This window comes from Brevundimonas sp. C43 (assembly GCF_030732185.1).
In the GTDB taxonomy this organism is placed as follows: Bacteria; Pseudomonadota; Alphaproteobacteria; order Caulobacterales; family Caulobacteraceae; genus Brevundimonas; species Brevundimonas diminuta_C.
Genome location: NZ_CP132231.1, coordinates 1,919,674 through 1,933,264, shown reverse-complemented (window position 1 = coordinate 1,933,264; position 13,591 = coordinate 1,919,674). Strand labels below are relative to the sequence as shown.

Genomic DNA, 13,591 nt, shown 5'->3' with positions numbered 1-13,591 from the left:
TCGGATACTCAGTTTTTGTTCTTCAGGCGGTCCAGGGCGAGGCGATAGCCCTGATGCGGCATGTCTTTCAGATAGCGGGCGACGCGGACGACGGTGGTGGGGCTGGCATGGGCCTCTGCGGCGATCTCGCGATAGGATTTGCCGCCGGCGTCGAGCAGGCGCGCGACCTGCCAGCGCTCGGAGAAGGCGCGCAGTTCCGCAGGCGTGCAAAGATCGGCCAGAAAGGCGTCGATCTCGGCGCGCGTCTGCATCGACAGCAGGGCGTCATGCAGGTCGTCACAGGCGGGAGAGGTCGTCATGCGCGTTACACTATGCTGTAACAATGGAACGGTCAAGGGGATGACTAGTGGCGAGTGGCGGGTGGCGCGTGATGAGAGGCGATAAAATCTGGGCATCCGTCGCTTGCTCGCCACTCGCCACTCGTCACTCGCCACTCTAAATGCGTCCCATGACCAAGGTTCTCATCATCGGCGCCGGACACGCTGGCGGCTCCGTCGCGGCCTTCCTGCGGCAGTATGGGCACGAAGGCCCCATCGTGCTGGCGGGCGAGGAGGATGCGCCGCCGTATCAGCGGCCGCCGCTGTCCAAGGCCTGGCTGAAGGGGGAGGCGGATCTTGAGGCGCTGCTGCTGCGGCCTCTGAGTTTCTACGCCGAGCAGAACATCGATTTCCGACCCTCGAGGGTCGCCGTGGCGGTGGACCCTGCCGCGAAGACGGTCGCCTTCCACGACGGGACGAGCGAGACCTATGACATTCTTGTGCTGGCGACCGGATCGACGGCCCGGAAGCTGCCGGTTCCGGGCGGGGACCATCCCGACCTGCTGGAACTGCGCACGATGAAGGACGCCGAGAGGCTGAGGGCGGTTCTCGGGCCCGGCAAGCGTCTGGCGGTCGTCGGCGGCGGCTATGTGGGGCTGGAAGCGGCGGCGTCGGCGCGGGCCCTGGGCGCCGAGGCGGTGGTGATCGAGCGCGCGCCGCGCGTGCTGGCGCGGGTGGCGTCCGAGACCCTGTCGGCTTTCTTCACGGCGCAGCACCGGGTGCACGGCGTCGAAGTCCTGACCGACGCGGAGGTGGTCGCCGTGGCCCGCGACGGCGTGACCCTGGCCGACGGATCGGTGGTGCGGGCGGATGCAGTGTTGGTGGGGGTCGGCGCCCTGGCGTGCGACGCCCTGGCGCGATCGGCCGGCCTGGCCTGCGACGACGGCGTGGCGGTGGACGGCGAGGCGCGGACCAGCGACCCGGCGGTCTTCGCCGTCGGCGACATGACGCGGCGACCCATTCCGGTCCACGGCGGCGTGCATCATCGGCTGGAAAGCGTGCCCAACGCCTTGGAGCAGGCCAAACAGGCGGCCGCCGCCATCGTCGGACGGGTCGGACCCACGCCGGAAGTGCCGTGGTTCTGGTCGGATCAATATGACGTCAAGCTTCAGATCGCCGGCCTGCCGTTCGACGCCGACCGCCAGGTGGTGCGCGGCGACCCGACGGCGTCGGGGTTTGCGGTCTTCCATCTGAACGGCGACCGCATCGTCTGCGTCGAGGCCGTCAACGCTCCGCCCGAGTTCATGGCCAGCAAGTCGTTGATCGCCAAGGCGACGCCTGTGGACGTGGACAAGCTGGCCGATCCGGCGGTGTCGATGAAGGCGGTGGCCGTCGGATAAGGCGTCGCCGCAGTGCAACAAAACTGTTGCGCTTTACGTTCGTGACCGTTCAAGCTGCGACTTCAACGCGGCGGGGGCGGATGACGAGAGCTTTCGACGAAATGAACGGCGGCGGATCGGGTGCGATCCGCGACAGCTACAAGACGCTGGCGGCGTGGCTGGAAAACGCGCCGGCCGATCTGCTGCAAGCGCGCTCGCGCCAGGCGGAGCTGTTTTTCCGCCGCATGGGTGTGACCTTCGCCGTCTATGGCGACGAGGAATCCAACGAGCGGCTGATCCCCTTCGATGTCGTGCCGCGCATCATCGGTGCGGACGAGTGGGGCGGTCTGGACAAGGGGCTGAAGCAGCGGGTCACCGCCATCAACGCCTTTCTGAAAGACATCTATGGCCCGCAGGACTGCATCAAGGCGGGCATCGTCCCGGCTGATCTGATCCTGACAAATCCGCACTATCGGCCGGAGATGCAGGGGCGTCGTCCACCGGGCGACGTCTGGTGCCACATCTCGGGCGTCGATCTGGTGCGCACGGGCGAGCACGGCTTCTACGTTCTCGAAGACAACTGCCGCACGCCGTCGGGCGTCTCCTATATGCTGGAGAACCGCGAGATGATGATGCGGCTCTTCCCCGACCTGTTCGCGGAACACGCCGTGCGGCCCGTCGAGATCTACACCGACATGCTGTTGCGCTCATTGCAGGCTTCGGCGCCGGCAGGGGCGGGGGCGGACCCGACGATTGTCGTGTTGACGCCCGGCCCCTTCAACTCGGCCTACTATGAGCACAGCTTCCTGGCCGACAAGCTGGGTGTCGAGCTGGTTCAGGGCACGGACCTGTTCGTCAATGACGACACGGTCTTCATGCGCACGACCGAGGGGCCAAAGCGCGTCGATGTCATCTATCGCCGCATCGATGACGACTTCCTCGATCCCCTGACGTTCATGCCAAACTCCACCATCGGGGTGCCGGGGCTGATGTCGGCCTATTTCGCCGGGCGGGTGACGCTGGCCAATGCGGTCGGGACGGGCGTGGCCGACGACAAGGCCGTCTATACCTACATGCCCGAGATCATCCGCTTCTTCACGGGTGAGGATGCAATCCTGCAGAACGTGCCGACCTGGCGCTGTCGCGAGCCGGACGCCCTGAAGGAAGTGCTGGATAAGCTGCCGGAACTGGTGGTCAAGGAGGTCGGCGGATCGGGCGGCTATGGGATGCTGGTCGGGCCAACCTCGACCAAGGCCGAGATCGAGGATTTCCGCGCCAAGCTGATCGCCGATCCCGACGACTTCATCGCCCAGCCGACGCTGAGCCTGTCGACGGCCCCGACGCTGAACGGCGGCGCCCTGTCGCCCCGCCACGTCGATCTCAGGCCGTTCGTCCTGTCCAGTCCGGCCGGCGTGCGCGTCGCGCCCGGCGGCCTGACGCGAGTGGCGTTGAAGGAAGGGTCGCTGGTGGTGAACTCCAGCCAGGGCGGCGGAACCAAGGACACCTGGGTGCTGGACAACTGATGCTCTCACGCACCGCAGACAGCCTCTACTGGACCGGCCGCTATATGGAGCGGGCGGACTTTCTCGCCCGCATTCTGGAGGCGGCGATCCGCCTCGCCGCCCTGCCGGCGAAAGATCAGGCCGCCGTCACCGCCTGGGCGGGGGCCATCGCCTCGTCGGGGGTCAAGGCCGGCTTCGACGCGACCGGCCGGACCGTGTCGGAAAAGTCCGTGCGGGAATATCTGGCCTTCGGCTTCGACAATCCGACCTCGATCAAGGCCTGCATCACCAAGGCGCGGACTAATGCGCGCTCGGTGCGTACCGCTCTGACCATCGAACTGTGGGAGGCGATCAACGGCGCCTGGAACGGTCTGAACGAGCTGGGCGAACCGACCAAGCGCGACGACTTCACCAACTTCCTCGACTTCGTAAAATCGACATCCCTGGCGGTGGAGGGCGCGTCGTCGCGGACCATGCTGAGGAATGACGCCTACTGGTTCCTGCGACTGGGCATGGCGATCGAGCGGGCCGACAACACCGCGCGTCTGCTGGACGTGAAATATCATCTGCTGCTGCCGCCCGGCGAACGGGTAGGCGGGCAACTGGACTATTTCCAGTGGACGACCCTGCTGCGCGAGGTTTCAGCCCTGACCGCCTATCGCTGGGTCTACCGCGAAAGCGTGCGCCCGTGGTTGGTGGCGGACCTGTTGGTGCTGAACCGTCAGATGCCGCGTTCGCTGGCCTCGTGCCAGGGCATGATCGTCAGCTATCTGGAGAAGCTAGCGACCGATTACGGCCGGCGCGGCCCTGCGCAACGGCTGGCCTCCAATCGCCTCAGCAAGTTCAACGAGGCCAAGATCGAGGACATCTTCCAGTCCGGCCTGCACGAATACATCCAGAGCTTCCTGAACGAGAACAACGCCCTGGCCGCGGCCGTCCACGAACAGTATTTGGTCTGACCATGCGGATCCGGATCGATCACTCCACCCGCTACGCCTACGCCCGGCCCGCGCGATTCATCGTCCAGATGCTGCGCCTGACGCCCAAGTCGTGTGAAAGCCAGCAGGTCCGCGACTGGCGCATCGAGACCGATGTGGACGCCCGGCTGCGGCGCAGCGAGGACGCCTTCGGCAATATCGTCCACAGCCTCTACACCGAGCGGCCGACCGACGCCCTGACCATCCGCGTCACCGGCGAGGTCTCGACCGTCGAGACGGGCGGCGTCGTGAAGGGCCAGGCCGAGCGGCTGTCCCCCTTGGTCTATCTGCGCGAAACCCCGATGACCAAGGCCGACGCCGGCATCGTCGACTTCGCCCGCTCAATCCCCGACGGGCCGACGCTTAATCGGATGCACCGGTTGATGAGCGCGTTGAAGGATACGGTGGCGTTCGAGGTCGGCTCGACCTCCGCCTCCCACACCGCCGCCGACGCCTTCGCTCAGAAACGCGGCGTCTGTCAGGACCATTCGCAGATCTTCATCTCGGCCGCGCGCCTGCTGGGCGTGCCGGCCCGCTATGTCTCGGGCCATCTCAGCCGTCAGGATGGACGCCACGATCAGGACGCCGCCCACGCCTGGGCCGAGGCCTGGGTCGAGGATCTGGGCTGGGTCGGGTTCGATCCGGCCAACGGCATCTGTCCGACCGAACACTATGTCCGGGTCGCGGTCGGCCTGGACGCGCGCGGCGCGACCCCGATCCGGGGCACGAGCTATGGCGGCGGCCAGGAGCAACTGACCGTCGCCCTGAATGTGCGGCCGGTGCAACAGAGCCAGCAACAACTGCAATCCAGTGGATGGCCCCGATAGGCATGACGCGCGAATCTGTTAGCGTCTGGGGATACGCAACGCGGGGAGCGAATAGAGCGAAGTGACCTATTGCGTAGGCATGCTGGTGGACGACGGGTTGGCGATGATCGCCGACACGCGCACCAATGCGGGCGTGGACAACATCTCGTCCTATCGCAAACTGCACATCTACAAATCGCCGGGCGAGCGCATCCTGGCGGTCGCGACGGCGGGAAATCTGTCGGTCACCCAGACGGCGCTGGCCATGGTCGCAGCCGGGATCAAACTGCCGGACTCCACCGAGCTGGAGACGCTCCAGACCGCCCCGACCCTGTTCCGCGCCGCCCAGCTTCTGGGTCATGCGATGGCCAGCGTGCGCGCCAGCATCAATACCCCGCCGACGCCGACCGCCGATGGGCTGAACGTCACCGCCTCCATGCTGCTGGGCGGTCAGATCGCCGGCGGCAAAATGGGGCTGTATCTGATCTACGGGCAGGGCAACTTCATCGAGTGCGGGCCCGATACGCCCTATCTGCAGATCGGCGAGCTGAAATACGGCAAACCCATTCTGGATCGCGCCCTGCACAGCTCCACCTCCCTGTCCGAGGCGGTGAAGCTGGGGCTGATCTCGTTCGATTCGACCATCCGCTCGAACATCGCTGTCGGCCCGCCGCTGGACCTGATCGTCATGCCGCGCGACCAGCTGACCGGCACGGCGCGGCGTATCGAGGCGGATGATCCCTACTTCCGCGACTTGGGTCGGCGCTGGTCCGAAGCCCTGGCCGCCGCCCACCGCGCCATGCCCGATCCGACCTGGCTGGATATCGACACGTCGGCGCCCCAGAGGAGCATCAGCGCCGTCGGCTAATTAAGATTGCGATTTGTTCGCAATTGTCTTGTGCCTTCCTGTGAAGCTGGTTATTGCGAGCGCATCGCAAAATCAGACCAAAAGGTCGCAAGAGTATGTCCGAATCCCGCGCCGCCGCGCTCCGCTCGCTTCTGTTCGCCTCCAGCGCCGCAGGCATGCTGGTCGCCGCCCCTGCCATCGCTGCTGACGTGACCGCCGAAGACGGCGTGGTCGTCACGGCCGACCAGTCCCAGCCCGCCAATCTGGGCACGATCGACGTCAATGGTCAGTTCAAGAAGCCGGCTCCCGTCAGCCCCGAATTCGTCGCGCCCCTGGTAGACACGCCGCGCGCCGTGACGGTCATCCCCCAGGCTATCATCGAACAGACCTCGGCCTCGTCCTTGCAGGACCTGCTGTCCAACTCGCCGGGCATCACGTTCGGGGCGGGCGAGGGGGGTCAGCCCCTGGCCGATCGTCCCTTCATCCGGGGCCAGTCGTCGGGCAACAACATCTTCGTGGACGGCATTCGCGACACGGGCGGCCAGCAGCGCGAGGTCTTCAATCTGGAGCAGGTCGAGGTCATCAAGGGGCCGGACGCTGTCTATTCGGGACGCGGTTCGGGCGGCGGCAGCATCAACCTGGCCTCCAAGTCGCCCAAGCTGAACGCCTTCACCAATGTCAGCGCGGGCGCGGGCACGGACGGCTATCTGCGCGGCACGGTCGATGCGAACCTGCCGCTGGGCGAGACCGCCGCCTTGCGCATCAATCTGATGGGCGCCCAGGGCGACGTGCCCGGCCGCGACGCCGTCGACTACGACAAATGGGGTGCGGCCATCAGCCTGGGCGCCGGCCTGGGCACGCCGTCGTCGATGGTCTTCAGCTACTATCACCTGACCAGCGACCAGATGCCCGACTACGGCATTCCGCTGTTCACCAAGATCCAGTCGCGCACGACCGACAGCGGCGTTCTGGATGTGCCCTATGACAGCTTCTATGGGCTGAAGGCGCGCGACTACCTGACCAATGAGGTGGATGCGTTCACCTTCAAGGCCGAGCATCGCCTCAACGATTTCGCCACGATCCGCAACGTCAGCCGCTACTCGCAGACGCTGAACGACTACATCGTCACCAACCCCGGCGATGGCGGCTATGTCGGACGCGCGGCGGACGGGACCTACTGGATGAAGCGGGGCACCAAGACCCGCTGGAACCCGGTCACCACCCTGGCCAATGTGACGGATGTCTTCGGCCAATTCGCCACCGGTTCGATCAGGCACAGCTATGACGTCGGCGTGGAGCTGTCGCGCGAGCACAACAGGAACGCCTCCTATTCTACCTACACCACCTCGGGCTCGGCCTGTCCGACCGGTCTGACGACCGTCAGCGGGTCGTATCCGACCGCCGCCGGGTCGCTGGGCGCCGGCGACTGCACCCCGGTCTACAACCCCAATCCCGACGACGCCTGGACCGGCGTGATCAATCGCGGCCCGACCAGTTCGAACACGACCGAGGCCATCGGCGTCTATGCCAACGACAGCATCACCCTGACCGAGCGACTGATTCTGAACCTGGGCGTTCGCTGGGACCAGTATTCGGTCAAGGGCGTAAATGCGACCGCGACCCAGTCGGCCGGCGTCTGGACGACGACGGGCTATACGGCTGTGCCGGAACAGACCTGGGAGTTCACCAACTATCAGGTCGGCCTGGTGTTCAAGCCGACGCAGAACAGCAGCGTCTATGCGTCCTGGTCCACCTCCTCGACGCCGCCAACCATTTCAGCCGGCGACCAGAACGCCTCGGGCGGTACGGGCACGGTCGATGGCGTCGCCAACACGGTTCTGGATCCGGAAGACACCGAAAGCTTCGAGATCGGCGCCAAGGCCCACGTCTTGAACGACCGCCTCGCCCTGTCGGCGGCCGCCTTCCATCTGACGCGCAAGAACGCCCTCATCCTGGTTCAGCCCAATATCTTCCGTCAGGAAGGCGAGGTCGAGGTCAACGGCTTCGAGCTGGGCGTGTCAGGCAGCATCACGCCGAAGTGGACCGTGTTCGGCGGCTACACCTACATGGACTCCGAACTGACCAAGGCGGCCGTGGTCGTGTCGGGCACGCCCCCCGTCTCAAGCGTCAATCCGCTGCAGGGCCTGCCGCTCGCCAACACGCCCAAGCATAGCGCCAGCCTGTTCACCACCTATCGCGTCCTGCCCCGGCTGACGGTCGGCGGCGGCGTCTACTACACGTCCAAATCTCTGGGCGGGAACCAGGGCGGCGCGGGCGGCGGGAATAACCGCATCTATGCGCCCGAATGGACCCGCGTGGACGCCTTCGCCGCCTATGATCTGACGGACCGCGCTACGCTTCAGTTGAACGTCAAGAATGCGACGGACGAGGAATACATCATGCGCACCAACGGTATTCACCACGCCGATGTGGCCGCAGGTCGCCAGGCCATCCTGGCCCTGAACCTGCGCTTCTAAAGGCCGTTTCCCCGGCCTAGTCTGACGGCCCCGCGATCCCCCGCGGGGCCGTTTATTCTTTCAGCGAGAACGCCTGTGCTGCTGCAGATTCCGGAAGTCTTCTCCAAGGCCGAGGTCGCGGCTCTGCGTGCGCGGCTGGACGCCGGGCCGTGGGCGGACGGCAACGCCACCTCGGGCCATCAATCGGCGACGGCGAAGAAGAACCTGCAACTGCCCGAGGATTCGGACGTGGCCAAAGAGGTCTCGGCCCTGGTCGTCCAGGCGCTGAACGCCAATCCGATGTTCGTGGCGGCGGCCCTGCCGCACACGATCTTTCCGCCCCTGTTCAACCGCTACGAGGGTGGGGGCGAGTTCGGCCTGCACGTCGACAACGCCATCCGTCAGGCGCGGGGCGGCGGGGCGATCCGCATTCGCAGCGATCTGTCGGCGACCCTGTTCCTGTCCGAACCCGAGGACTACGACGGCGGCGAACTGATCATCGAGGAGATGTATGGGTCGCAGGCGATCAAGCTGCTGGCTGGCGATCTGGTCCTCTATCCGTCCAAGAGCCTGCATCGGGTCACGCCGGTGACGCGCGGCGCGCGGGTCTCGTCCTTCATGTGGATGCAGAGCCTGGTTCGCGACGACGCGGATCGCGAGACCCTGTTCCGCCTGGACATCGCCACCCAGCGCGTGGCGTCCGAGAAGGGGCCGAAGGATCAGGCGGTGATCGAACTGACCGGCGTCTATCACAATCTGCTGCGGCGCTGGACCGAGGTCTGACGCCCAAGGCGCCACGACGCCGCTAAATGCTATTGCAACCCGTTCGCAACAATGGCACAGCGAGCCCGTGACCGAACTCGCCACACAGCGTCAGGCCGAAACCGCAGCCAAGGGCCCCAAACCCAAGGCGGCGCTGAACGGCGCACGGTCGTTCTGGCTGAAACAGCTGCATAGCTGGCACTGGATTTCGGCGGCGGTCAGCCTCGTCGGCATGATCCTGTTCGCGGTCACCGGCATCACCCTGAACCATGCGGCCTCGATCCCCGGCGATCCGGTCACGGTCGAACAGACCGCGACCTTGCCGGCGCCCCTGTTGCAGCGGCTGGCGAGCTTCCCGCAGGAGACGACTGATCCTGTCCCCGACGCGGTCGCACGCTGGGCGTCCGAGGCCCTGAAGGTCGAGATCGCCGGCAAGCCGACCGAGACGACGGCGGAAGAGGTCTATGTCGCCCTGGCCATGCCCGGCGGCGACGGCTGGGTCACCATCGACCGTTCGACCGGCGAGACGCTGCACGAGAAGACGACGCGCGGGTGGATCGCCTACCTCAACGACCTGCACAAGGGTCGCAACGCCGGCGTGGTCTGGTTCTGGTTCATCGACGTCTTCGCGGCGGCCTGCGTCATCTTCGCCGTCACGGGGCTGGGCCTGATGTTCCTGCACGCCAAGGGTCGGCCCTCGACCTGGCCGCTGGCGGCGTTGGGCCTGCTGATCCCCGTCGTCATCGCCCTGATCTTCATTCATTGACGAGTTTTTTGATGCGCCTTCTTCCCGTCGTCATCACCACCGTCGGCCTGGCCGCCGCCGCTGTGCCCGCCATGGCCGCCGACCTGACGGTGTCGGTCGAGATTCCGCGCCTGAACACCGCCTCCTATCACCGCCCCTATGTCGCGGTGTGGATCGAAAAGCCGGATCAGTCCGCCGAACGCACCCTGGCCGTATGGTATCAGCAGACCCGCAACAACGAGGGCGACGGCAAGGACTGGCTGAAGGATCTGCGCACCTGGTGGCGCAAGGGCGGCCGGGCCATGAGCCTGCCGGCCGACGGCGTGTCCGGCGCCACGCGCGCGCCGGGCCGCCAGACCGTCACCGTGCCTGCCGCCCGTCTGCGCAACCTTCAGCCCGGCCAGTACAACATCGTCGTCGAGGCGGCCCGCGAACTGGGCGGACGCGAAGTCGTTCGCGTGCCCTTCCGCTGGGGCGCGGCCAACACCGGCGCCGGAACCGGCTCCACCGAACTGGGCGCCGTGCGCGTCGCCGTCTCTCGCTAAGGATCATGACCATGAAGAAGACGATCGCCCTGCTCACGCTGGCTGCAGCACTGGCCGCCCCAATGGCCGCTCAGGCCCACCGCGCGTGGTTGGCGCCCACCGCCACGACCCTGTCGGGCACGGACGCCTGGGTCGGATTCGACGCCGGCATGTCGAACCAGGTGTTCAACCCCGACCACGCCGCCATGCGCCTGACCGGCCTGAGCATCACCGCGCCGGACGACTCGGCGGTCCAGCCCGAGAACGCCATGCAGGGCCGTTATCGCTCGACCTTCGACGCCCATCTGACGCAGAACGGCACCTACAAGATCGCCAACGTCATGAACGGCGTCATGGCCAGCTACACCCTGAACGGCGAACAGAAGCGCTGGCGCGGCGCGGCCTCGGACTACCCGGCGGGCCTGCCGGAGGGCGCGACCAATGTTCAGGCGACCCGCACCGCCAGCCGTGTCGAGACCTTCGTCACCCTGAACAACCCCACCGACACCGTCTTCAAGACGACCGGCGAGGGGCTTGAGTTGGTTCCTGTCACCCACCCGAACGACCTGGTCGTGGGCGAACCCGCCACCTTCAAACTGCTGAACAACGGCCAGCCGGCGGCTGACATCGACGTCACCGTGGCGCGCGGCGGTTTGCGCTACCGCGACAACCCCGAAGAATCGACGGTCAAGACCAACGCCGAGGGCGCCTTCACCATCACCTGGCCGGAAGCCGGCATGTATTGGCTGAACGCCTCGGTCCGCACCGAAGGTCAGGGCGAAACGCTGGGTTCCAACGCCAGCTATGTGGCGGCGATGGAAGTCCTGCCCTAAGCGAAGGGCCATGTCCGACATCCCCCCCTCGCGCGGTTCACGCGCCGCCCCGCCCACGGTCAATATCGGCGATCCCGCCCCTCTGGGCGACCGCGCCGACAATCGCGTCCTCGTGCCCGCAATCGAAGGCGCGCCGCCCCGTCCGCCCAGCGACCTGATCCGCCCGCTGGGCGGCCAGACCATGGGCACGACCTGGACCGCGCGCGTCATCGCTCCGCCAGTCGTGGGCGAGGCCGAGATCCAAGCGGCGATCGAAGAGGAACTGGCGACCGTCGTCGGTCTGTTCAGCCCGTGGGAGCCGTCCAGCGAAATCAGCCGCTTCAACACCGCGCCGGCCGGCGTCTGGGCGGTGTCCCAGCCGTTCTGGGATCTGCTGAATGCGGCGATGACACTGGGCGACGAGACCAACGGCGCCGTCGATCCGACCCTTGGCGCCTTGGTCGATCTGTGGGGGTTCGGCCCGCCCGGACCGCGCTCGGCTCTGCTGCCCGTCCCGTCCGAAGACGAGATTGCGGCGGCTGCGGCCGTTTCGGGCTGGCAAAAGCTGCGGCTGAACGGCGAGGCGCGCGCGGTCATGCAGATGGGCGGGATGAAGCTGGACTTCTCCGGCATCGCCAAGGGTCATGCGGTGGACCGCGTGTCCGACCGCCTGATGGCCATGGGCGCGACCTCGCACCTGATCGAGATCGGCGGCGAGTTGAAAGGACGCGGCGTCAAGCCGGACGCCCAGCCCTGGTGGGTCGAGATCGAGCGGGTCGAGGGTTCGCCTGCGCCCCACACCGTGGCGGCCCTGTTCGATCTCGCCGTGGCGACCAGCGGCGATTATCGTCGCGCATTCCGCCATGACGGGCGCCTTTATCCTCACACCATCGACGGATCGACCGGTCGGCCGGTCAGCAATAATCTGAGTTCGGTCACCGTCCTGCACGCCTCGGCCATGATGGCCGACGCCTACGCCACGGCCCTGACCGTCATGGGGCCGTTTGACGGACCGGACTACGCCGAGGCCGTGGGTCTGATGGCCCATTTCGTCGAGCGTACCGAGCGCGGTCCGGTCGAGCGGATGTCGCCGGCCTTCGCCGCCCTGCTTGACGACGACGGAAATCGTCCGGGGTGACAGCCGATCCGCAGCGCTGGCTGTGGGCGGTCGGGGCCTTGGCGCTTTGGCTGGCCCTGATCGCCGTCATCGTCTGGCGTGAACGCAGGGCCAGGGCGGCGGCGCGTGCGCGATCTGACGCCCTCGCCGGAGCAGGCGAGGGACGGCCGCTGCTGATCGCCTTCGCCAGCCAGACGGGCTTCGCTGAGGAACTGGCGTGTATGACGGCGCGGTCTCTGGGCGATGGCGGCGTGGGTGCGCGGGTGCTGTCCTTCGCCGATCTGGGCGTGCAGGCGCTGAAGGCGACGGACCGGGTGCTGCTGATCGTCTCCACGACGGGCGAGGGCGATCCGCCCGACAGCGCCGCTCGGTTCGTGCGTAAGGTCATGGGCGAGCCGACGGACCTGTCGGAACTGCGTTTCGGTCTGCTGGCGCTGGGCGACCGCAGCTATGATCAGTTCTGCGGCTTCGGCCATGCGGTGGACGGCTGGCTGCGACGCGCGGGCGCCGAGCCCCTGTTCGACATGGTCGAGGTCGACAACGGCGAGGCCGGCGCCATCCGCCACTGGCAGCACCAGTTGAACCAGATCACCGGCAGCGTGACGGCTCCAGACTGGACACCGCCTGCCTACGACCCCTGGTGGCTGGTCGAACGGACACTGGTCAACCCCGGCAGTCCGGGCGGAGAGGCCTGGCATCTGACGTTCGAGGCCGTGGGCGCGACGCCCGACTGGTCGGCCGGCGACATCGCCGAGGTCGGCCTGCCGGAACGCGACGGCGTCACGCCCGGCTCGCGCGAATATTCCATCGCCTCCCTGCCGTCGGACGGCCGGGTCGAGTTTCTGATCCGCCTGATGCGCCATCCCGACGGCGCGCCGGGTCTGGCGTCGGGCTGGCTGACGCAGGATCTGTCGCTGGGCGATCAGGTTGGAATGCGCCTGCGCACCAACCGCAGCTTCCACGGCCCGGCGGACGAGACGCCGATGGTCCTGATCGGCAACGGCACGGGCATCGCCGGCTTACGGGCGCATCTGAAAGCGCGGACGGCGGCGCGCGGGGCCTGGCTGATGTTCGGAGAACGCACCCAGGCGCACGACGCCTTCTTCGATGCGGAGTTGCAGGCCTGGCTGGCGTCGGGCGTGCTGAGGCGGCTGGATCGCTCCTTCTCGCGCGATACGGGTGACGGTCGGTATGTTCAGGATCTGGTCGCGGCTGCAGCCGACGAACTGCGTACCTGGGTCGCGCGCGGCGCGGCGGTCTATGTCTGCGGCAGTCTGGAAGGCATGTCGCAAGGCGTCCATGCCGCGCTGGAAAGCGCGTTGGGCGCGGACGTGGTGCTGACCCTGCTGGAAGACGGGCGCTATCGCCGTGACGTGTACTGAACCAATACTCCTCCGTTGGGGGAGG

The 13,591-nt window shown here is 66.9% G+C and carries 13 protein-coding genes; 12 read left to right on the top strand and 1 reads right to left on the bottom strand.

The annotated features are described in order from the left end of the window. Window positions 1-8: 8 nt before the first annotated feature. The gene (locus tag Q9R14_RS09785; protein WP_306002238.1) at window positions 9-299 is read right to left on the bottom strand and encodes a YerC/YecD family TrpR-related protein; all 291 of its coding nucleotides are present in this window, start codon (window positions 297-299) and stop codon (window positions 9-11) included. Window positions 300-448: 149 nt separating this feature from the next. Here Q9R14_RS09785 and Q9R14_RS09780 point away from each other — a divergent pair, with 149 nt between their 5' ends. From Q9R14_RS09780 to Q9R14_RS09725, 12 genes are all read left to right on the top strand, one after another. Next, window positions 449-1,657, top strand: coding sequence for an NAD(P)/FAD-dependent oxidoreductase (locus Q9R14_RS09780; protein ID WP_306002237.1), 1,209 nt, complete (start codon window positions 449-451; stop codon window positions 1,655-1,657). Window positions 1,658-1,737: 80 nt separating this feature from the next. After that, the gene (locus Q9R14_RS09775; RefSeq protein ID WP_306002236.1) at window positions 1,738-3,159 is read left to right on the top strand and encodes a circularly permuted type 2 ATP-grasp protein; all 1,422 of its coding nucleotides are present in this window, start codon (window positions 1,738-1,740) and stop codon (window positions 3,157-3,159) included. Further along, window positions 3,159-4,097, top strand: coding sequence for an alpha-E domain-containing protein (locus Q9R14_RS09770; RefSeq protein ID WP_306002235.1), 939 nt, complete (start codon window positions 3,159-3,161; stop codon window positions 4,095-4,097). The genes Q9R14_RS09775 and Q9R14_RS09770 overlap by 1 nt, the downstream gene beginning before the upstream one ends. Before the next feature lie 2 nt (window positions 4,098-4,099). Then, complete coding sequence (locus tag Q9R14_RS09765; protein ID WP_306002234.1) at window positions 4,100-4,942, top strand: transglutaminase family protein; 843 nt, start codon at window positions 4,100-4,102, stop codon at window positions 4,940-4,942. 61 nt (window positions 4,943-5,003) lie between these two features. After that, window positions 5,004-5,789, top strand: a complete 786-nt coding sequence (locus tag Q9R14_RS09760) for a peptidase (RefSeq protein ID WP_306002233.1) — start codon at window positions 5,004-5,006, stop codon at window positions 5,787-5,789. Between the two features lie 95 nt (window positions 5,790-5,884). Further along, window positions 5,885-8,245: a TonB-dependent siderophore receptor gene (locus Q9R14_RS09755; RefSeq protein ID WP_306002232.1), complete on the top strand. Its 2,361-nt coding sequence runs from the start codon at window positions 5,885-5,887 to the stop codon at window positions 8,243-8,245. Window positions 8,246-8,320: 75 nt separating this feature from the next. Beyond that, a complete protein-coding gene (locus tag Q9R14_RS09750; protein ID WP_306002231.1) occupies window positions 8,321-9,007 on the top strand; it encodes a Fe2+-dependent dioxygenase in 687 nt (228 codons plus the stop codon). 67 nt (window positions 9,008-9,074) lie between these two features. After that, window positions 9,075-9,752 (top strand): PepSY-associated TM helix domain-containing protein, encoded by a 678-nt coding sequence (locus Q9R14_RS09745; protein ID WP_371929713.1) that lies wholly within the window; start codon window positions 9,075-9,077, stop codon window positions 9,750-9,752. Between the two features lie 11 nt (window positions 9,753-9,763). Continuing rightward, on the top strand, window positions 9,764-10,276 hold the full coding sequence (locus Q9R14_RS09740) for a DUF2271 domain-containing protein (RefSeq protein WP_306002230.1): 513 nt from the start codon (window positions 9,764-9,766) through the stop codon (window positions 10,274-10,276). Window positions 10,277-10,287: 11 nt separating this feature from the next. Then, a complete protein-coding gene (locus Q9R14_RS09735; RefSeq protein ID WP_306002229.1) occupies window positions 10,288-11,088 on the top strand; it encodes a DUF4198 domain-containing protein in 801 nt (266 codons plus the stop codon). Window positions 11,089-11,098: 10 nt separating this feature from the next. Beyond that, window positions 11,099-12,205: an FAD:protein FMN transferase gene (locus Q9R14_RS09730; RefSeq protein ID WP_306002228.1), complete on the top strand. Its 1,107-nt coding sequence runs from the start codon at window positions 11,099-11,101 to the stop codon at window positions 12,203-12,205. Continuing rightward, on the top strand, window positions 12,202-13,566 hold the full coding sequence (locus Q9R14_RS09725) for a sulfite reductase subunit alpha (protein WP_306002227.1): 1,365 nt from the start codon (window positions 12,202-12,204) through the stop codon (window positions 13,564-13,566). The genes Q9R14_RS09730 and Q9R14_RS09725 overlap by 4 nt, the downstream gene beginning before the upstream one ends. The last annotated feature ends 25 nt before the right edge of the window (window positions 13,567-13,591 follow it).